We start from the raw sequence: 20630 nt of genomic DNA, 5'->3' as shown, positions 1-20630 counted from the left end.
CGGTTATATTATTGGGTGAACGTACGAACTTTACTTCCCCTTTTCTTTTCAAATAAAAACAATAAGAAACTGATAAAATAACCTGCTGAAACAAGGCTGAAACCGCGGAAAATTCCCGGGGTCATAAAGAAGTAAACGCCGATGGGAAGGGACAACAGAAAAGCGACAAACATAAACCATTTAGGTTTCAAAAATTGTCCGATGATGACAAAAGCGGCTGGAATGACGGCCGCAACAAATAAGTTGCCGATGATTTCAGAATCCGGTGTCTGATAAGGATTATCGAAGGAAAAAATTCCCCAAAACACGAGGCTTGCCACTGCAGAGACAATTCCTACGACCGACCCTATCATCTGCATTCGTCTTCCTCCTTATATTACTATTTGATATTTAAATGGAATATAAATCTTTTTCTTTCATTTATTTATAATTTTTCTGATCCCAATGCAATAAATATTAATAAAATTTTTTATAAAGAAAAAAGAGCCGCAGCCCTCTGAACGGGATTCACGATCATTCTCCCGAGATCACAATCACATCGAAGGGTACCGGCTCTCCATTTATTTGGACTTCCATGTATTCTACATCGGCATCCTTGGATTTTGTCAGCCTAAAGAAATGGGCTTTTTCTTCATCCCCTTCTCCACTTTCATTCAATTTCACGATTAATTTTGTTCCCTCTTTTTCGAACGTCCCTTCTACATCCGAACGGGATTTATAAACGATATAAGAAACCTTTTCTCCACTATTGATTTTTTGCAATGTGGCATTTTGATCCATTTTTTCTTCCACATTTTCCGGCAATTCATCCAATTCGACCAAGCTGATTGTAGTTGAATTGCAAGCGGTTAAAATCAGCATAATAAGTGTGAAAAAATAAATTTTTTTCATGACTACCCCCTTTTTTATTACATTCAACAGATATTTCCAATATCCTTTAAAAAATTTTTCGCTTCCTCAGTTTTATCTTGAACTCTAAATTCATAGTGCTACAATCTAATTAAACTCTACTATAGCTGGAGGTCTTTCCATGGAATTGAATGAAAAAGAACTTGAAATACTCAGTGTATTGGAAAAAGATGCACGGATTGAAACAGCCGACCTCGCAAAAATGGTGGGCTTGAGTGTGGAAGAAACAGAATCCATTTTAAAAAAATTGGAAAATGATAAAGTCATCGTCAAATATTTAACAATGATTGATTGGACAAAAGTCGATGATCATCAAGGCGTCCGGGCGATGATTGATGTGAAAGTGACCCCTAAACAAGGAGTCGGATTCGATGAAATCGCGGGAAAAATCTATCGCTATGATGAAGTGCAATCAGTATATTTAATGTCAGGCACTTATGATTTATCCGTCATTGTGGAAGGGAAAACATTGAATGAAGTGGCGAACTTCGTATCCCAAAAATTGTCCACATTGGAATCTGTTGTTTCAACAACAACCCATTTCATCTTGAAAAAATATAAACATGATGGAATCATCTTGGAACAAGAGAAAAAAGATAAGAGAATTGTGGTGTCATAACATGAAGGCTACAAAAAAATCCTATGTTTCAAAAACCGTAAGAGATTTAAAACCCTCAGGCATTCGTCGTTTCTTTGATTTGGCAGCAGGTATGGAAGGTGTCATCTCCCTTGGTGTGGGTGAACCTGATTTTGTCACACCTTGGCATGTCCGGGATGCGGCCATCCGCTCCATTGAAGATGGGTATACTTCCTATACTCCAAATGCGGGTCTCCTTGAATTGCGGGAAGAAATTACAAACTATGTGAAAAATCGGTTTCATGTAGAGTACTCCCCTTCCGAAGTCATCGTAACAGTCGGCGCAAGTTCAGCCATTGATACAGCGATGAGAACGATTTTAGATCCTGGGGATGAAGTGATTGTCGTAGAACCTTGTTTCGTTTCATACAGTCCGATGGTGACGTTGGCCGGGGGTGTACCGGTACCGGTGCAGGCGTTGAAAGAAAACGATTTTAAAATTCTTCCAAGCCAAATTGAAGCGGCCATTACCGACAAAACAAAAGCATTGATGATTTGCTTCCCTAACAATCCAACAGGCACACTTTTAAATAAACAGGAATTGGAAGCGCTTGCTGAGATTGTAAAAAAATATGATCTACTAGTAATTTCCGATGAAATTTATGCGGAACTTACATATGACGAGCAATTTACAAGCATGGCCTCCCTTCCTGGCATGCGCGAAAGAACCATTTTGGTGAACGGGTTCTCAAAAGCATTTGCCATGACAGGATGGCGCCTTGGCTTTGTATGCGCACCGAAAGAAATTTCAAAAGAAATGCTGAAAGTGCACCAATACGCGTTAATGTGTGCATCCACCGCTTCCCAATATGCAGGAATCGAGGCATTAAGAAACGGTGAGGAAGAAGTGGAAAAAATGGTGAAAAGCTATCGTCTCCGCCGGAATTACATTGTGAATTCCTTTAATGAGATGGGGCTTACTTGCCACATGCCTGGCGGCGCCTTCTATGCATTCCCTTCCATTGAATCAACGGGCTTAAGCTCCCAGGAATTTGCTGAGCGATTATTGAAGGAACAAAGCGTGGCTGTCGTTCCTGGCGATGTCTTTGGTGAAAGCGGCGAAGGGCATATCCGCTGCTCCTATGCCACATCGATGGAAGAATTAAGAGAGGCTATGAAACGGATCAAACAATTTATTGATTCTTTATAATATGGATGGAGATGAACAGACTGCCGAGTTTGCTTGGCAGTCTGTTTTATTATTACTAATCTTCCTTTTTTTGAAATGAGGTTCTCTTCAAAAGACTTAACGCTTTCTTTAATATATCCCCAAGGTTAGGACATTGGAAACTTCTTTTTATCCACTTAATCTGCTACACTCATTCATAACCATATTTTGAAAATATTGGAGGGATACGTTTGAAACTTAGGTTGTTCTGCGGATTATTTGCATTTTCATTTCTGGTCCTTGCAGCATGTTCCGACAACACCGATGTTTCGACAAAAATTAAAGCCAATCCTGAATCTGAATATAGCACCACCTTTGAAAAGCTTAAAATTGGAAAAATAATCGACTATGATTTTCAGATAGCAGCTGAGGATCATCCGGTTTGGGTAACGGTTTGGGCGGAAGAATACCAGAATGGAAAACCACTTTCCGAACCGGTCATGCTCATCTCCTATGGACTGGAACCTGACGAAACAAGCCAAGGTCCTCTAGGCATTGGAGCTTTTGAAACTGAAGATGGCGCCTATCTGTTTCTTTATAACGAAAGTATCACGATGAAACCTAGAAAAATCGGCATTCCGCAAACCGGATATTCCGTGAGCGGATGGCAATATGCTTTAGAAGAGGAATCGTTGGAAAACAATCAATCTTACTTATTAGCGGTATATCGGGCAACAGATGGTGAAATGGCCACTTACAATTTTCAAGATGAAAAAGACGTTCAGCAAATGATTCAAGACACCAATTACGCTTTACTCATTAAAATGAAATTGGAAGAGCGTGAAAGCTGATTATTATTGAGTATAGGAGTTGAATCGTTTGGATACTTTTGCGGAAATTTTACGCACAATTTTTGTATTCATTCTTATTGTCGCTTCCGGTTTTTACTTGCGCCACTTGGAAAAAACAAGAAAAGAGAGGGCATTATCCCCTTCAGAACGGGTGATGTTGATTTCGCTTAATATCGCATATTTACTATTTGCCGCCAGTATAGTGGTTTCCGTATTTTTTTAAATAAAAAAGGCTTAGCTCCAGCTGAACTAAGCCTCTTTTCATTACCGGGACGACTCATCGGAAGCGGCAAGCTCCGACTCCACAAGCCACTTGTAATTTTTCACCTCTTCCCCGGTTGTTGTGGTGAAATCCACTACATACACAGGACCTTCATCGGCCGATTCAATGGTTGCCGTTGCCCCGTCCATCCCTTCGATATGGTCTGCATTAATAACCAATTCTCTTCCTGGTTCCATCGGCGCTCCACTTGCCCCATCCAATTCTTCATGAATCACCCACTTATAATTTTCCACTTTCTCCCCGCCGGTTGTCGGTCTATAGGAGATCTCGTATGCCGTTGTATCATATACGGCTACAACCACTCCTTCCGCTCCTTTCATCCCTTCCATATGATTGGCGAAAATCTTCACTTTGGTGCCAACCGGGAATGCCGCATTCTCTGCAATTTTCAAATTCAGCGGCACAGAGCCGGTGCTGTCTTCAATTTCGTCAGCCTCTTTCGTTGGTGCCTCTTGCTCGGCAACATTTCCCTCTTGTTCGTCATTCTTGTCCAATTGTTCCGCAGTATCCCCGCAAGCTGCAAGCAATAGAATGAAGCCGAATAAAAAGATTTTGAATGCCCATTGCTTTTTCATAAAATCACCCTGTTTTTTTATTTTTTAGGGTTCGTCAATTTTGTTCTTTTATACATGATTTTGCTAAAGAAATATGATGGTTCTGAAACAAACGGGATGTCCATTCGTACCATTTAATAAGGGGGTGAAAAGGGGATGGAAACGAAAAAATGCAGCAAATGCGGAGGAACAGAATTTGCGGAAGGCTCGGACTTTATCGCTGTCAGACCAAGCAAAATGTCGATGAGAGGCAGCAACAAAATTTATACTTTTTGTTTACACTGTGGAGAAGTGGCCTCCATTCGGATTGAAAATACAACGATCTTCAAAAAGAAATAAAAAGGGATGTATAGGGAAACCTTGATGCCAAGTGTTTCCCTATTATTTACTTCACCGCCGCGGAAATTCTCTTAAATATGCCGAACCCTTTCATTTGAAGGGTCATTTTTTCTTTGAGGAGAAGGGGCTTTTGCACATAAACGGATATGTCCCCGATGGTGATTTCATGATATTGTTGCATATTTTTCGGCTTGAAAAGAAGCACAACAAGTTCTTGCACATCCGGGGCGCAACAGCTTCGCACTTCCAACAATTGCACGGTCAATTGATTGCCCTTTGAACGGATCCGCTCTTTTACCTCTTCATCCATTTCTATAAGCATGCTAATCCCCCGTTTCTGAAAAGTTTCCTTATATCTTATACAATTCGGATGATAAAATGAATACTCTTTGAATCAATTGCGCATAGTTTGTTGGAAAGAAGCAAATAAAAAATCGCATGCCCCAACTTGGGACATGCGTAATACCCGCCTACTTACCCAATTCCCTCACTTGGACGGGAATCAAAGAATTTTCCAAACGGGGGCGCAAATGTTCATATTGGGATGAGAGCATCAACCGTTATATCAAGCCGATTGCAATATGTTGAATATTCCACCAGAGAAACCTTTTGAAAATAAAAAAACTGATAAGATACATCCTATCAGTTTTCCAATGGTTCTTTTTCTTCCTGCCGGTTTGCGCTCTCAAAGGCAATCAATGCACATCCCAACTTTTTCTCCAAAGCCTGGATTTCCGCCAACTGTTCTTCGGATAATTGGGCATATTGCCAGTTTTCCATTTCCTTCACCTCATCAAGAGTATAGACAGGAAACGGGAAATTCAATCCATCCCGTTTTAGCCGACCATATCCCGGCTTCTTAAAAACTCCGCACTTCTCACTTCTCCTCAACCTTCGTAAAACTGGACCCCATTTCTTTGACTTTTCGCTCGATATAAAGCTTGATCCGAACGGGATATAAGCGTTTTCGCATCAGTTCCATCCTGCGGGAAGATGGCGATTCCCATGCTGGAAGTAATAACAACCGATCGATCTCCCAATTGGTAAGGGACTTGAAAGATATCTTGCAGCCGCTTTGCCACTTCCACAAGCGTTTGTTTTCCGCGGATATCCCGGATCAAAATGAGAAACTCGTCCCCGCCAATACGGCAAAGAACATCCCCTTCCCGCACATTCTTTTTCAACCGATCCGCCACCTTGATCAATAGCTCGTCTCCCATGTCATGGCCCAAAGTATCGTTCACTTGTTTAAAGTCATCCAAGTCGATAAACATGATGCCGAACATGGAATTCTTCTTGCCCGCTTCATCCATGATTTTTTTCATTTCCTTTGTAAAATGGAGCCTGTTCCAAACACCTGTCAGCGGATCATGGAATGCAAAATACTCCAGCTGCTCTTCATAAATTTTCTTCTCGGTGACGTCCCTTATCACCCATTGATTCACATATTCCTGTTCAAACAAAACACGCCGAACCGTGATTTCAACCCACAATTCTTCCCCATCGATCCGCTTCACTTTTTCTGTCGCCTGCTCCCCTTCTTTCAGTGAGAGAGGGTGTTCCGTTTGAAGCAACCTCCCTATGGACGTCCCGATAATCGCATCTTTGGAGTCCGCACACACAATGTCAAGGGCAGGCTGATTCGCGTAAATGATGATATCATCATTTGTCAAAAAAATGGCGTAAGGAAAATGGTCCAATAAATTGCGGTAACTTGCCTGGCTTAATTCCAGTTTTCGATGCATTTCCATATGTTCAGTAAAATCTTTGTACATCCCCACTGCAAGCACCTTCCCGATATTTACTGCACCATAGGAAGCCAAAATATCCAATATTTTTCCGTCTTTTCTTTTTCTTTTCGTTATATAGTGAGGGACATTCTTTCCGCTTCTTAACGTGTCCAATAATATTTCATATTCTTCTTTATTTTGAAAAATAAAATGATCGGGAGTTTTCAAATCCTTCGGTTCCCATCCAAGAAGCTTTGTAAAGGCAGGATTCGCCAATAAGATTCTGCCCTCATAATCAACGGTGAATAAGGCATCATTGGAGTTGTTCCATACTATTTCAAAAACACTGGTGTCAGATTGTCTATTAACCATTCATTTCTCTCTCCTAACGGACAAAAAAATTATCTTCCCAAAACACTATTGGAAAATAGAAGTTTTTACCTAGGTCTTTCCATGAAAAAAATATTTCCGATTGTGGCATAATTTGATCCAGCCAATCGGCAAATAGGATTAAACTCCCTTATTTTTATATGCGAATGGTCATAAATTTTTTCATCAATATGCACGAATACCACTTCACCTATAAACAAATCGCAGGCAGGTGTTTCGTCATTGCTCCCGCCTAATGGAATGCCTTTCACAAGCTTGCATTCCATCCGCACTTTCGCTTCTTGTACACCGGGAACGCTGACAATTTCACTTTGTGCCGGAGTCATATTTGCAAATGCCAGTTCACTTTCACCGCTTGGCAAATTTGCCGCTGCGGCATTGAATTGCTCTATATTGTCATCATCCGCTATATGTACAACAAATTCTTGGGTTTCATATATGTTTTTGGCGGTATCTTTCATCGTTCCATTCTCTTTCCGCTGAACGGAAATCGAAATCATTGGAGGTTTTGCCGACACGATGTTGAAATAACTGAAAGGTGCTCCATTAATCACTCCATCAGTGGATTGAGTGGTCACCAAAGCAATCGGCCGTGGAATAATCGTACTAGTCAGTAACCTATAAATTTCTTTTTCTGATTGGTCTTTTGGATTAATGATAATCATTTTTACTCACCTTTTTTCTTATTCTATTGGATGTTTTTATTTTTTATAGTTATATTTTATTATATTATTATATAAAATTTTCCTTTGCTGAAAAAATTTTTAGTTTTTTTATGGGTATGACATCCTAGAGGGTTCAATTTTTTGGGAAGTAACATCTTTATAAAAAAGTAAGCGCCAAATACCGCCCATGAGTTTTTCATGGACGTTATTTGGCGCTTACGCATATATTGCATAGAATCTCATAGGATATTTTGGTTGCGTCGGTAAATTAAAGCGATTCCCTCAACTCTTTAGTCATTTCTTCCACCAATTCCGGTCTTCCATGGAACTGGGCTGGAGTGTTTTGAAATAATTCAATATACCAGACATCGTCCTTTTTCACCGCGACAAGCGTCTGATGGGCATTGACGGCAGGTTCGATATCGGACTCCCCTGGTGGCACCATCCCGGCAATGGCACGCAAAAAGGCAACGTCTGCCCCTAAAAAACAGATTTCTTTGATTTTCGTAATATAAGGAGCCGTTGGATGGCTATCAAAAATGGGTGCAAGATGCGAGAGAATCTCCTCCCTGCCGGTCGCGATGCTTCCATCGAATCCGATCTGCACCCCTTCTTCCCCAAACAACTCCGCCATTCCATCCGCATCCCGCCGATTCCATGCATCAATCAGTTTTTCGTATAGTTTTTGGATTTCTTGTTTGCTGGACAAAGTCATTCCTCCTAAATAGTGAACAAATGTAACTATTACCCTTCCAACACTTATTTCACTTTTTTCTATGGCTTAATAATAATCGAAAAATGTAGTTTTTTCGACATAAAACATAGATTTTCATTATAAAGCATAAATGAGAATAATCTAATTAAAAATATTCTTAATTGAATCAATTTCATAAATCATAGTTTTTCTGAAGTATAGAGTACCCCTATACTAAAAACTTCGTTTTTTTTTTAATTATGCAACTTGGTTTTGTTGCTGTAATAAAGCATTGATTCGATCAACTGCTAGTTTGCAGGTATTATAAATTAACGTCACCAGATTGAAATGCATTTTTGCTTTCTTTCCTGTACGATGACGGACATTGTTTAATTGAAAGTATTCCTTTAAATAAGCGTTAACGCGTTCGACTGCTGTACATTCTTGATAAAGCTGTTTCCATCGTTCTGTCCCACGTGCTGGATAGGTAAATTTACGGATATCTATATCACATTTGATTTTGAAAACTTTTTGGCAAAGGGTGTCTTCTCGTAATGGGCAAGTTGCACATTCCTTTGGACGTGTGAATTTTAATGTATTGTACTTAGCGTCAAAGCTGTCATATTGGTAACTATGTTCACGCACACAGGTTGGACGAAAATGTTCATCGAATCCTATATATTCTCCTTCTCGGCGAACGTTGTAAGGAATCACGACTCGCATGGACTGTGATACGGCTTGACGGTAAATAGGTTCAACATCATAACCAGCATCAAATATAGCGATTGTAAATTGACCGTTTCCGAAGTGATGAAGTTTTTTCAATAATGGAATCGCAGCTTTACAATCACTTCAATTACTTGAGGACATCAAACGAGTGATGATATATTGACTTTTCGTCGAAACAGCTAAATGGGCTTTATAACCAAACCAGAATGTATTTTTTCCTTTACTATTCTTTTTTCACACCCCATTTTGGCTCAATCGGTACATCCTTCCAAAGGGTTTCTAATGGGATATCCAGCTGTTCTTTCAGTTCTTTTTCATAGGTTGATTGATTTCCTTTTTTCTCTACTTGTTCGGCTAACCAAACAGCTCGTTCAGCTTTCGTTTTACGACCACGTTTTTTAGGAGTTTTAGGTGCTTTCTTTTCTGATGGTGTGAAAGCATCACGAGCTTCAAAGTGACTCGCATCGATGGCGACATGTTCATCATGTAGAAAGCCTTCCAACATCGCTGTTTTGATGAGTGTATCGTTCATTTTATCTAGCACATCTGATTCACCAATGACTTGAATCATGCGTGAATAAGAGCTTTCAGATGGTACGACATCAGACACAAGGAATCCACAGTCGAAACGAAATAAAGGATCATGGACCAAACGTTTGACTAAATCCTTCATTGTTGGAATTCGTTCGACAATACGTATAATCAGCGATTGAATCATTGCACCATAATTCAATTCACGTGGTGCACCTTTCAATGTCTTTTTAGAAAACAATTGAAAAATAGGTTGAATGTCAATCACACTAAAAATGGCATCATAACGATGGGAACTTTCCATTACTAATAATTGATGGATGTCAAAAAGAGAAATTTGTTTTACAATAGTCATAGGGTACTCACCTCTTTCGTATGGTTTGTTTAGTTACCTACCATTATAACGAAATTTGGGGAGGTACCCATTTTTTATTGTCTTGAATGGGGCTGTCCGAAAAGTCGATTGAATCGACCTTCGGCTCAGCCCTTTTTTCTGTTTTTAGGGTACAAAAAAATCGTCCTTTTTTATAGAATGAAATTGACCAAAAAACATTCTAAAGAAAGGACGATTTTTTATGAATAATCAAATGACTATTCAAGAAAATTATAACACGCAATTAGAAATGACTCTAGAGGGTATTCAAAAAATAGAGGTTCAAAAGAACAAGAAACGCAAAAAACTAGTTTTCCAACCTTATTGCAATCGTCAAGTCATGAGCATTTTAGATATCGAAATGTATATTCCTGAAAATCATGTCGCCCGTTTAGTGGATGAAATGGTGGAATCGATTCCGGATGAAGTGTTGTATACTCATTATGTTGGTGGGGGTCGTGCACCCTATCACCCTAAAATGTTATTGAAAGTGATTTTATATGCGTACACTCAAAACGTTTATTCAAGTCGGAAAATGGCGCAAATGGTGAAAGAAAATCTTCCGATGATGTGGTTGGCGGGATTGCAAACCCCTGACCATCGCACAATAAATGATTTTCGTAGTGTTCGTATGTCAAACATGATGGATTCTGTATTTGAACAATTTGTCCTTCAACTAGTAGAACAAGGATTTATCGACCTCGACCATATTTTTGTGGATGGTACGAAAATAGAAGCGAATGCCAACAAATATACGTTTGTATGGCGAAAATCCGTAGAAAAATATGATCAGAAACTACGAGCCAAAATTCAATCGTTTCTACAAGAAGCGCACCAAATCGCCTTGGAGGAATTAAAAGAAGAACAATTAGAAGAAGAATTAGAAAAATCATCGGCACAACTTTCTGAGAGAATAGAAGCTTTGGAAAAAGATTATAAACAGGAAGAAGACAAAGAAAGAAAAAAAGAACTTCGCTCTAAAAAATCCCAACTCACCAAACAACTGAAAACGATTCAAACGGATTATCTTCCACGATTACGAAAATACAAAGTACAAAAACAGATTCTAGGTGAACGAAATAGCTACTCGAAAACCGACCATGAGGCCACTTTTATGCGAATGAAAGAGGACCATATGAAAAACGGCCAACTCAAGGCGGGTTATAATGTTCAACTCGCCACACAACATCAATTTATCGTGGGATTTGAAATTTATCAAAATCCAGGAGATACTCGCTGTTTCCAACCATTTATGGAAAAGTTATTGGAATCGATACCGAAGGAAAAGAAACTCAAGTATGTCATTGCCGATGCAGGATATGCGAGTGAAGAAAACTATTTATATGCGATTGGCGAAGAAAAAGAACCTCGTTTTGAATTATTAGCCCCATACCAAACCTATTTGAAGGAACAAAGTAAAAAGTTTAAAAAGGATTTATCAAAAGTACAAAATGCGAAGCGTAAAGTGGATGTCGAAAGTGTGTTCGGGAACATCAAGGGCAATTTGCGTTTCACTCGATTTCTGTTACGGGGGCTTCATAAAGTCCGAACAGAATTCGGGATTGTGGCAATGGCCCACAACATACTGAAATGGGCCGCAAATTCCCAAACCAATTTCAAAAATAAGGAAACAGAGCGAATGGAAAAACTCATTGTTTTGTAAGCGCCAAATATCCCACACCTTCTAACCCTTTTGATGTTTTGTGATAATTAGATCAACATCAAAAGTTAGGAGGTTTTTATTTTTATGTCCCCAGATGAACGAAAACAATTGTGGCAACAACGAATCGAATCTTATCGATCTAGTGGAGAGTCAAGTATAAAAGCTTGGTGCAAACAAAATCAAGTAGGTCATCAAAGTATGTATAAATGGATGAAAAGACTAGAGTTAGAGACAACTGAAACTTCACGGACTTCCCCTCAATGGCTAACTGTTGAAGTATCCCATCCGTTGGATGAAAAAAACTCCCCGCTCATCGTTAACATTGGGGAATTTTCCATCGAAGTAAAAGAAGGTTTCAATCCACTCCTTTTCAACGAAGTGGTTCAGGTGCTGAAAACACATGTTAAGTAAAACACCCATTCAACATGTTTATTTAGCAGCGGGGGCAACGGATTTACGCAAGTCGATTGATGGATTAGCAGCCATTATTCAAATGAGCTTTCAGTTAAATCCTTTCTCTTCTAATCTCTTTGTTTTCTGTAATCGGAAACGAGATAAATTGAAAATTCTCCATTGGGATCACAATGGGTTTTGGTTGTACTATCGTCGTTTAGAGAAAGGGGTCTTTCAATGGCCTGATGAAAGAACTCCCGGCCCTTTGTGCATCACTCCCCGCCAATTCAGTTGGTTGCTCGATGGTCTTTCATTTGAACAAAAACAAGCACATGAACAAGTATCAGCTAAAATCATGGTTTAAAAGGAATTTGACATTGACCTGTCAATTCCTTTCCTTTATTCTTTAACTTATGAACAAACACAAACAAACCAATGAATCAACAATTGAAGAACTGCAAGCGAGAAATGCGGAACTCAAAAAACAAAATGAAGCCTTACAGGCTAAAATCAAATGGTTGGAAGAACAATTCCGCCTTAGCCAACATAAAAAATTTGGGGCTTCCAGTGAAAAAACGAATCCGGATCAACTCGAACTTCCTCTTTTTAATGAAGCTGAAATCACAGCGGATGCAGAAGTGGAAGAACCTACACTTGAAACCATTACTTATAAACGGAAGAAGTCTGTAGGACAACGCGATGCGAAACTAGAGAACTTGCCGACGGAAACGATTCACTATCGTTTAGCCGAAGAAGAGCAGGTTTGTTTGTGTTGCGGTGGAACCGTACACGAAATGAGTACGGAAATACGAAGAGAAATCAAGATTATTCCTGCTCAAGTAAAAGTCGTTGAGCATGTTCAACATATTTACAGTTGCCGTCAATGTGAACGGGAAGGAATCGAGACACCGATTGTCACAGCCAAAATGCCAACACCAATTTACCCAAAAAGTTTGGCATCTGCATCGGCTATGGCCTATATCATGAACCAAAAATACGTGGAAGGAATGCCTCTTTATCGTCAAGAAAAGCAGTTGGAACGATTCGGTGTGTATTTATCACGCCAAACGCTCGCCAACTGGATGATTTATGGTGCAACCAATTGGCTTTCCATTCTATATAAACGGATGCATGAGCTATTACTCGAAAACGATATTCTACATGCGGATGAAACTACACTTCAAGTTCTAGCAGAACCTGGACGAAAAGCGGATTCGAAGTCTTATATGTGGATGTATCGAACAGGACGAGACGTACCGCCAATCATCTTATATGATTATCAAACGACTCGTCACAGTAAACATCCGAAGGCTTTTCTAAAAGGATTTAAGGGATATCTGCATGTAGATGGATATGCAGGATATCATGAATTAAAGGATGTCGAACTGGTAGGGTGTTGGGCACATGCAAGGCGAAAATTCGATGAAGCACTGAAGGCATTACCAGCCAATGTGGATAAAACATCATCAACCGCTGCAGAAGGAATTCAATTCTGTAATCAATTATTCCAGATTGAAAGACAAATCAGTGAAAAATTTGAGAACTGTACTCCCGAACAGCGCAAAGAATACCGTCTTGAACACAGTAAACCTGTGTTAGACGCTTTTTTGGCATGGCTAAAAACAAAACGCCCTCAAGTTCCCCCAAAAAGCAAATTGGGAGAGGCAATTACATATTGTATAAATCAATGGAGTAAGCTCATAGTGTTTTTAGAAGATGGTCGACTTGAAATCGATAATAATCGTGCGGAACGATCGATTAAACCATTCGTGATGGGCCGGAAGGCATGGCTATTTGCACAATCGATGAAAGGTGCATCAGCCAGCGCTATTATTTATAGCATTGTCGAAACAGCTAAAGAGAATCAATTAAATCCATTGAACTACTTAACCTATCTTTTCGAACAATTACCATTGATAGATCACAATGATGTAGAAGCCATCGATCAACTCCTTCCCTGGTCGAAGACAATTCCAGAAGAATGTCGCGTACCAAATAAAACTAAATAGAGCATATAATAAACGCCCACGAAAAAACACGTGGGCGTTATTTTACGCTTACATTGTTTTCTCCATTCGCTCTGTTTTTATGGACTTTTTAGACAAGCCCGTGAGAATTATGAAGTTAACTCATATGTAAACACAACACTGTTTTATTCTACTATCTAATATTAATATCTCAATATTCATTTAGTATAATTAAAATATTATTTACTAAAAAATTTAAAGGTGATAATACTTATGAAAAAGAAAGTCCATGTAGTAGGAGCAATTATTGAAAATGAAAGAAATGAAATTTTTTGTGCTTTAAGAGGGCCTGAAATGACTTTACCAAACTATTGGGAATTTCCAGGCGGAAAAATAGAGGAGAATGAAACACCTGAACAAGCTTTAGCTCGAGAAATTAAGGAAGAATTTAATTGTTTAATAAAAGTAGGGCAGAAGGTTGAAGACACAACCTACGAATATGAAAAAGTAATTGTTCGTTTGGAAACGTATATGGCGAAACTAATCAAAGGAGAACCTATAGCACGAGAACACGCTGAAACTAAATGGGTTTCTCGTAAAGACATTGAAAAACTCAACTTTGCTCCTGCAGATATACCGGCTGTTAAAAAGATAGCAAGAGAACAATTGTAAATAATGTGGAGGTAATGAAATGAATCAACAACAATTATTAAAAAAAATCGAAAATTCCCTATACAAAGGATTCATTGATAAAAATAAACCCGTTACTGCTCAATTCAAACCTAAACTACTAACAAACAAAAAACAAGAAACTGTTTTGTCAACTTTACTACAAGAATTAAAAACATGTAAAACGTTTTATTTTTCTGTTGCCTTCATTACTGAAGGTGGTCTTGCTACATTAAAAACAATGCTTTATGACTTAAAACAAAAAGGTATTAAAGGTAGGATTCTTACCTCTACTTTCCTAAATTTTAATCAACCAAAAATGTTTAAAGAATTATTAAAACTAGAAAATGTTGAAGTGCGAATAACAAACGAGAAAGATTTTCACGCAAAAGGTTACATATTTGAACATCAAGACTATTACTCCCTTATTGTTTATGGCAAACTAAAAATGTAACGTTTGGCAATTAATTTATGCAGGTCCTATAAAACAAAAAACCACTTGCCAACATTCCCCAAATACACTACCCTCCTAGTTGGACAAAACAGTTCAACGGGAGGTATTCAAGGAGATGTTAGCAGTGGCTGAAATTCATTATATCAGATATGAAGCAAACCAAAAAGGATGTTCCTATTCCGATATTGCCAAAAGAATGAATCGTGATCCAAGAACAGTGAAGAAGTATGCGGAAATGGAAGACTTCAATCCCTCAAAAGTTAAACAAACGAGAAAAGCGAAAGTGATGGATCCAGTGAAACCGATATTGGATCAATGGATTAAAGAGGACTTGACAAAGAAGAAAAAATATCGAAGAACTGCGAAACGAATGTATGAAATCTTAAAAGAAGAATATGGATTTACAGGTTCAGATCGTTCTGTTCGGCTCTATGTATCAAAAAGAAAACAAGAACTGCTCGAACAAAGTGAACCAGCTGCGTTACCTTTAGAATCGAAACCTGCAACGGCTCAAGTTGATTTTGGAGAAGCTCCTTTTCTCTATCAGGGGAAATACGTCGATTTTCCTTACCTGGTCGTTTCATTCCCTTACAGTAATGCGGCCTATGTGCAAGTCATGCCAGCTCAAAATCAAGAATGTTTCTTGGAAGGATTAAAACGAATCTTTCACTATATGGGAAGGGTTCCAAGGGTCATTCGTTTTGATAATCTCTCCCCTGCAGTAAAAACGATCTTGCCAAACGGAGAAAGAGAATTGACAGAGACATTTCAACGATTCGTTTTACATTATGGCTTTGAATGCGAGTTCTGCAACCCAGCCAGCGGAAATGAAAAAGGGAATGTCGAATCAAAGGTGAAATATATTCGAAACAATTTCTTTTTACCTGAACAAACAATCTATCAACTAGAAAGTTTTAATGAATCTTTATGGGAGAAATGTGAGAAGGACTGGAATCGTCCGCATTATGAGAAGGAGCGACTCATCGCTGAATTATTTGAAGAAGAACAAGCGTTATTTCTTCAATTACCAGCCAAAGAATTTGAATGTGTCCGATATGAGCAGGTCACGGCTGATAAGTACGGTTTCATCCATTTAGAAAACAATTTATATTCCACGTCTCCCCGTTTTGCCAAACAAAAGGTTTTGGCAAAGATCTCTTATCATGAGATTGCCATTTTAACAGAAGAGCATGAGCTGATTATCAAGCACGAGCGTTTATATGGCACAAAACAAAAATCAATGAAATGGCAACCATATCTTACGTTAATGGCCAAAAGGCCAAATGCATTAAAATATACGGATTTCTATGAAAAGATGCCGGAAGAATGGAAAAATTATTTTTCCAATTGTACCGTTCAAGAAAAGAAGGAAGCATTACAACTACTAGCTGTTTTACTAAAAGAACATGATTTCGAAGTTTCGACACAGGCTTTGAGGATTGCCTCCCAGTATGGTCATCCGAAAGTAGAATCGATTAAACAGGTATTTTATCAATTAATCAATGGAAGAGGTATACGAGAGCCAATTCAACCGAAAAAACACGTTCCAGATATGCCGGAAGCCATCCGAGGAGTAAGGCATTATGACCGCCTATTCGAATCCCAAGGAGATGTGGCATCATGGAACAAATGATTAAGGAATATGCCAAAAGACTAAAATTAAGCTGGATTCCAGCCAATTACCATACCATCCATGCGGAAACAAATGAGGAATTTTTACTGAAGCTGTTTGAACGAGAAGTGCAGCATCGAGATGAGAGAAGGATAAATTTACTACTAAAACAGGCGACATTGCCGAAAATTCCAAATAAACCTTATGATTGGCGGGAGATTCAACTAGCCCCAGGCATCACAAAAGATTATATTTTAGAAGGTGAGTTTACGAAAAATCAGGAAAACCTTATCTTCTATGGCGGAGTGGGAACCGGTAAAACATTCCTTTCCACTCTCATCGCCCTCAATTTGATGAAAAAACAAGGAAAAAGAGTGAAGTTCTATACGGCCGCCTCCATTGTCAATGCTTTATTGGAGGCCAATGAAAAAGGTGACCTTGGTAAATTTCTCAATCAAATCGAAAAGTTGGATCTCTTGATTCTTGATGAATTGGGCTATATTCCATTGCATAAACAGGGGGCAGAGTTATTATTTCAAGTTATTTCCATGTGTTATGAAACCAAAAGCATCATTGTGACAACCAATTTACCGTTTAGCCAATGGAATAATGTCTTTGGCGATCCCATTTTAACAGAGGCCGTCATTGATCGGCTGATTCATCATTCTCATTTAATCATCTTCAATGGTGAAAGTCACCGATACAAAGACTCAATCTCTCAACGTTAACCATGGAATTTGGCAAGTGTATGTATGCATTTTTAATTGCCATTTCATACATTTTCTACTTGCCAAAAACACCCTTATAGTTGGTAGTTCTAACTTAACCGATAGAGCATTAAAAACGAACTACGAATGGAACGTTTTTTTAACGTCTTTAGAAAATGGGGAAATTATCAATCACTTTAAAAATCAATTTGAAGTTGCTTGGAATGAAGGAACTCAACTAACTAACGAATGGATTAATGATTACAAACAAATTTACCAATTAAAACCTTTTGTTTCTTCAAAATCTTCAAATGTTCTAGAGCTGAACACAACATATTTAACTAATTCTTTAGCTGAAAGCCTATCAATTAAACCAAATAAAATGCAATCGGCAGCATTAAAGGAATTAAAAAAATTACGAGAAACTGGTGCAAAAAAAGGATTAATTATCTCTGCAACTGGTACAGGAAAAACCTATTTGTCTGCTTTTGACGTCCGAAATTTTGCACCAAACAGAATGTTGTTTATTGTACATCGAGAACAAATTTTAAAGAAAGCCATGCAAGATTATAAAAAAATCCTTGGTGGACAAGAAGAAGACTTTGGTATACTTTCAGGAAATTCAAAAGATATAAATGCTAAATACTTATTCGCCACTATTCAAACAATTTCAAAAGATTCTTATCTCAAACTATTTGAGCAAGACTATTTTGATTATATTTTAATTGATGAAGTACATAAAGCCGGAGCAGCATCTTACTTAAAAGTAATTAATTATTTTACTCCTAAATTTATGCTTGGTATGACAGCAACGCCTGAACGGACAGACAACTTCAATATATATGAATTATTTGATTACAACATTGCTTACGAAATACGATTACAAGCTGCTTTAGCAGAAGATATGTTATGCCCTTTCCATTACTTCGGTGTTATAGACTATGAAAAAAATGGTGAGTTAATTGACGATACTTCCGATTTAAGAAAACTTACATCTAATGAAAGAGTTCATCATATTATTGAAAAAATAAATTACTACGGTTATTCCGGTGATAGCGTAAAAGGACTTATGTTCTGTAGTTCAAAAGAAGAAGCTCACAATCTTTCAACGGCTTTAAATGCTAGAGGCTTAAAAACAATTGCACTAACTGGGGATAACACACAAGAAGAACGTGAGAAAGCAATCGAAAAATTAGAAAAAGGCGAATTAGAATACATAGTAACTGTAGATATATTTAACGAAGGTATAGATATCCCCTTCTTAAATCAGATTGTTATGCTTCGTCAAACTCAATCAAGCATTATTTTTATTCAGCAATTAGGTCGCGGTTTACGTAAACATCCATCGAAAGACTATGTTACAATTATCGACTTTATTGGAAACTATAAAAATAACTATTTAATTCCTATTGCTTTATCAGGAGATCAATCATTAAATAAAGATAATATTCGACGAAAAACTGTTAATACTGATTATATCAGTGGAGTTTCTACCATTAACTTTGAAGAAATTGCAAAGAAACGCATTTTCGAATCTATAAACAATACAAATTTATCAACATTAAAAATGTTACGAGAAGCCTATATGGAATTAAAAAATCGTATTGGTAGAATCCCAACCTTATATGATTTTATTCTACAAAACTCAATAGATCCTGAAGTGATCATTAAATCTTCTGATAACTATCACTCTTTCTTATTAAAAATGAAAGAAGATGTACCGAATCTTTCCGATTACGAACAATCTGTACTTACAATGTTTTCAAAAGAATTTATAAATGGAAAAAGAATTCATGAAATCATTTTAATTGAATTGTTACTTGAAAGCGATTCCGTTTTAAAACAAAATTATATTAAGAAATTAAAAGAATTCGGTACTTACGTTGATGAAGCAACAATTAATTCTGTAGAAACCATTTTTTCATTGAAATTCTTTACACAAAAAGATATTGAAAAGTACGGTTTAAAACCAATTATTGAAATGGATAACGGAAAATATAATTTTAATAGTGATATTCAAGAATGTCTGCATAATAATTATTTTAGAAAATTAATTGTAGATATCGTGAAATGCGGATACATTAAGAACCAAAAATATGATAAAACACAACCTTTAACGTTATATGAAAAATACTCCCGACGTGATGTATGTAAGCTATTAAACTGGCCTCATGACGATTCATCAACAATATATGGTTATCGAGCAAAATACAATACCTGTCCTATATTTGTAACATATCACAAGAAAGATAATGTGGAATCAAGTCAAGCATATGGGGATGAATTCCTCTCTCCAGAACTGTTTCGATGGTTTACTCGTAATCGTTTGACTTTGAACTCTAAAGAAGTAAAAAATATCTTATCTTATAAAGAAAATGGTATGAAAATTTATCTATTTATAAAGAAAGATGATGGAGAGGGTACAGATTTTTACTACTTAGGCGAAGTAGATATTGCAGAAAATAGTGCAAAGAATGAAGAGATGATGGATGATAACGGTAAAACTCTTCCAGTAGTTTCAATGAATTTGATTTTGGAACGACCAGTTAAGTATGATGTTTATCATTATTTAGTGGAAGAATAAACTCTCTTAAAATCCAAACCTCCCCGTGTAAACGGGTGGTTTGTTCTATAGCTAGAAACCTTTATTACTGCCTCCCTAGAGTGACATCGAATAATTCGCCAACCGCACTACTTTTCCAGTTGACCCTTAAAGGGTCTCTTTTATTTTTACCTAGCTTTTCTTTTTTATCTTCTCATCTGTATGAATTCTCCCATACTGAGTTGATCATCAAATTTTCTTTTTTCACAACCTTAAAGAACGTCTATTCTTGACCTTCTTTAAGGTTGTGAAGTCTTAGATGATTTAATAGTTTTTAATTAAATAGCAAAAGCTTATCATACTTTTTTCTATTAAGATTTTACAAATAACTGAACAAACCTCCTATGACTCCCTACCATGTTGTCGGGGAGGTTGTTTGGGTGGAAGAAACGAACTTCGAGGGTTTCGGAGGGTTGGCATTGCAGGGTTCCTTCGAATTCATTCGTATAAAATACCGCTGTAACGCTATAAAACTCATCGCCGTTTGGGGTTTTGGTGTAAAATTCCTTCCCTGAGAAAACGTGAAGGAGTTTTAAGTTTCGGATTTCCAAACCGATTTCTTCTCGCACTTCCCGCTCCGCCACTTCTTCAAAGCTTTCCCACAGCTCCATTAATCCTCCTGGAAGCCCCCATCTACCTTCTGGCCGTTTTTGCAACAGCACTTCTCCTTTTTCGTTGCAGATGATCACTACCGATCCCGGTAAAATTAACGGTTTTGTCCCAACATACTGTCTTAAAAATTTATAGTATTCCATCACATGTCTCCTGTT

The 20630-nt window shown here is 37.8% G+C and carries 22 protein-coding genes and 2 pseudogenes; 14 read left to right on the top strand and 10 right to left on the bottom strand.

The window, feature by feature from the left end; genetic code table 11:
• Positions 1-8: 8 nt before the first annotated feature.
• Positions 9-359 (bottom strand): hypothetical protein, encoded by a 351-nt coding sequence (locus NST13_RS13765; RefSeq protein ID WP_342580834.1) that lies wholly within the window; start codon positions 357-359, stop codon positions 9-11.
• A 154-nt stretch (positions 360-513) separates the two neighbouring features.
• Entirely contained in the window at positions 514-891 is a 378-nt protein-coding gene (locus NST13_RS13760) for a membrane lipoprotein lipid attachment site-containing protein (protein ID WP_342470489.1), read from the bottom strand.
• 139 nt (positions 892-1030) lie between these two features.
• On the opposite strand from NST13_RS13760, the gene NST13_RS13755 reads away from it, so the two are divergent.
• From NST13_RS13755 to NST13_RS13740, 4 genes are all read left to right on the top strand, one after another.
• Positions 1031-1528 (top strand): Lrp/AsnC family transcriptional regulator, encoded by a 498-nt coding sequence (locus NST13_RS13755; RefSeq protein ID WP_342470490.1) that lies wholly within the window; start codon positions 1031-1033, stop codon positions 1526-1528.
• 1 nt (position 1529) lies between these two features.
• Positions 1530-2696 (top strand): aminotransferase, encoded by a 1167-nt coding sequence (locus tag NST13_RS13750; RefSeq protein ID WP_342580833.1) that lies wholly within the window; start codon positions 1530-1532, stop codon positions 2694-2696.
• Positions 2697-2905: 209 nt separating this feature from the next.
• A complete protein-coding gene (locus tag NST13_RS13745; protein ID WP_342580832.1) occupies positions 2906-3505 on the top strand; it encodes a hypothetical protein in 600 nt (199 codons plus the stop codon).
• A gap of 28 nt (positions 3506-3533) precedes the next feature.
• Complete coding sequence (locus NST13_RS13740) at positions 3534-3728, top strand: hypothetical protein (RefSeq protein WP_342580831.1); 195 nt, start codon at positions 3534-3536, stop codon at positions 3726-3728.
• A gap of 41 nt (positions 3729-3769) precedes the next feature.
• Here NST13_RS13740 and NST13_RS13735 read toward each other — a convergent pair whose 3' ends face one another.
• Positions 3770-4363, bottom strand: a complete 594-nt coding sequence (locus NST13_RS13735; RefSeq protein ID WP_342580830.1) for a YdhK family protein — start codon at positions 4361-4363, stop codon at positions 3770-3772.
• Between the two features lie 135 nt (positions 4364-4498).
• Between NST13_RS13735 and NST13_RS13730 the strand changes: the two genes are divergently transcribed.
• A complete protein-coding gene (locus NST13_RS13730) occupies positions 4499-4681 on the top strand; it encodes a hypothetical protein (protein ID WP_342470495.1) in 183 nt (60 codons plus the stop codon).
• 46 nt (positions 4682-4727) lie between these two features.
• Here the strand turns inward: NST13_RS13730 and NST13_RS13725 are convergent, their stop codons facing one another.
• The 6 genes and pseudogenes from NST13_RS13725 to NST13_RS13700 all read right to left on the bottom strand — a co-directional run bounded on the left by NST13_RS13725 (position 4728) and on the right by NST13_RS13700 (position 9775).
• Positions 4728-5003: a CC/Se motif family (seleno)protein gene (locus tag NST13_RS13725; RefSeq protein WP_342580829.1), complete on the bottom strand. Its 276-nt coding sequence runs from the start codon at positions 5001-5003 to the stop codon at positions 4728-4730.
• Positions 5004-5323: 320 nt separating this feature from the next.
• Positions 5324-5461 carry a hypothetical protein gene (locus NST13_RS13720; protein WP_342580828.1) on the bottom strand — a complete coding sequence of 46 codons (138 nt, stop codon included), beginning with the start codon at positions 5459-5461 and terminating at the stop codon, positions 5324-5326.
• Positions 5462-5568: 107 nt separating this feature from the next.
• The gene (locus tag NST13_RS13715) at positions 5569-6783 is read right to left on the bottom strand and encodes a sensor domain-containing diguanylate cyclase (protein ID WP_342580827.1); all 1215 of its coding nucleotides are present in this window, start codon (positions 6781-6783) and stop codon (positions 5569-5571) included.
• Between the two features lie 65 nt (positions 6784-6848).
• Positions 6849-7466: a flavin reductase family protein gene (locus tag NST13_RS13710; protein WP_342580826.1), complete on the bottom strand. Its 618-nt coding sequence runs from the start codon at positions 7464-7466 to the stop codon at positions 6849-6851.
• A gap of 268 nt (positions 7467-7734) precedes the next feature.
• Positions 7735-8181 carry an SgcJ/EcaC family oxidoreductase gene (locus NST13_RS13705; protein ID WP_342580825.1) on the bottom strand — a complete coding sequence of 149 codons (447 nt, stop codon included), beginning with the start codon at positions 8179-8181 and terminating at the stop codon, positions 7735-7737.
• 237 nt (positions 8182-8418) lie between these two features.
• Positions 8419-9775 (bottom strand): annotated as a pseudogene (locus NST13_RS13700) (transposase).
• A 220-nt stretch (positions 9776-9995) separates the two neighbouring features.
• Here NST13_RS13700 and NST13_RS13695 point away from each other — a divergent pair.
• The 9 genes and pseudogenes from NST13_RS13695 (at position 9996) to NST13_RS13655 (ending at position 19842) form a co-directional block, all read left to right on the top strand.
• A complete protein-coding gene (locus NST13_RS13695) occupies positions 9996-11456 on the top strand; it encodes an IS1182 family transposase (RefSeq protein ID WP_342580824.1) in 1461 nt (486 codons plus the stop codon).
• An 84-nt stretch (positions 11457-11540) separates the two neighbouring features.
• Complete coding sequence (locus NST13_RS13690; RefSeq protein ID WP_340704077.1) at positions 11541-11867, top strand: hypothetical protein; 327 nt, start codon at positions 11541-11543, stop codon at positions 11865-11867.
• Positions 11857-12213 (top strand): IS66 family insertion sequence element accessory protein TnpB, encoded by a 357-nt coding sequence (gene tnpB, locus NST13_RS13685; RefSeq protein ID WP_141603366.1) that lies wholly within the window; start codon positions 11857-11859, stop codon positions 12211-12213. Before NST13_RS13690 ends, tnpB begins: the two co-directional genes overlap by 11 nt.
• A gap of 49 nt (positions 12214-12262) precedes the next feature.
• Entirely contained in the window at positions 12263-13858 is a 1596-nt protein-coding gene (locus NST13_RS13680) for an IS66 family transposase (RefSeq protein WP_342580823.1), read from the top strand.
• A 231-nt stretch (positions 13859-14089) separates the two neighbouring features.
• Positions 14090-14488, top strand: coding sequence for a (deoxy)nucleoside triphosphate pyrophosphohydrolase (locus tag NST13_RS13675; RefSeq protein ID WP_340704571.1), 399 nt, complete (start codon positions 14090-14092; stop codon positions 14486-14488).
• A gap of 19 nt (positions 14489-14507) precedes the next feature.
• A pseudogene (locus tag NST13_RS13670) lies at positions 14508-14918 on the top strand (DUF3427 domain-containing protein); the annotation flags it as partial.
• Positions 14919-15054: 136 nt separating this feature from the next.
• Complete coding sequence (istA, locus tag NST13_RS13665; protein ID WP_013401401.1) at positions 15055-16572, top strand: IS21 family transposase; 1518 nt, start codon at positions 15055-15057, stop codon at positions 16570-16572.
• Positions 16560-17279, top strand: coding sequence for an IS21-like element helper ATPase IstB (istB, locus tag NST13_RS13660; protein WP_013399917.1), 720 nt, complete (start codon positions 16560-16562; stop codon positions 17277-17279). Before istA ends, istB begins: the two co-directional genes overlap by 13 nt.
• A 16-nt stretch (positions 17280-17295) precedes the next feature.
• Positions 17296-19842, top strand: coding sequence for a DUF3427 domain-containing protein (locus NST13_RS13655; protein WP_342580822.1), 2547 nt, complete (start codon positions 17296-17298; stop codon positions 19840-19842).
• Positions 19843-20171: 329 nt separating this feature from the next.
• Here the strand turns inward: NST13_RS13655 and NST13_RS13650 are convergent, their stop codons facing one another.
• Positions 20172-20615 carry an NUDIX hydrolase gene (locus tag NST13_RS13650; protein ID WP_342580821.1) on the bottom strand — a complete coding sequence of 148 codons (444 nt, stop codon included), beginning with the start codon at positions 20613-20615 and terminating at the stop codon, positions 20172-20174.
• Positions 20616-20630: the final 15 nt, after the last annotated feature.

The organism is Ureibacillus sp. FSL W7-1570 (genome assembly GCF_038593265.1).
In the GTDB taxonomy this organism is placed as follows: Bacteria; Bacillota; Bacilli; order Bacillales_A; family Planococcaceae; genus Ureibacillus; species Ureibacillus suwonensis.
Note: the sequence above shows the minus strand (reverse complement) of the source record. Positions and strands in the feature narration are given on the sequence as shown.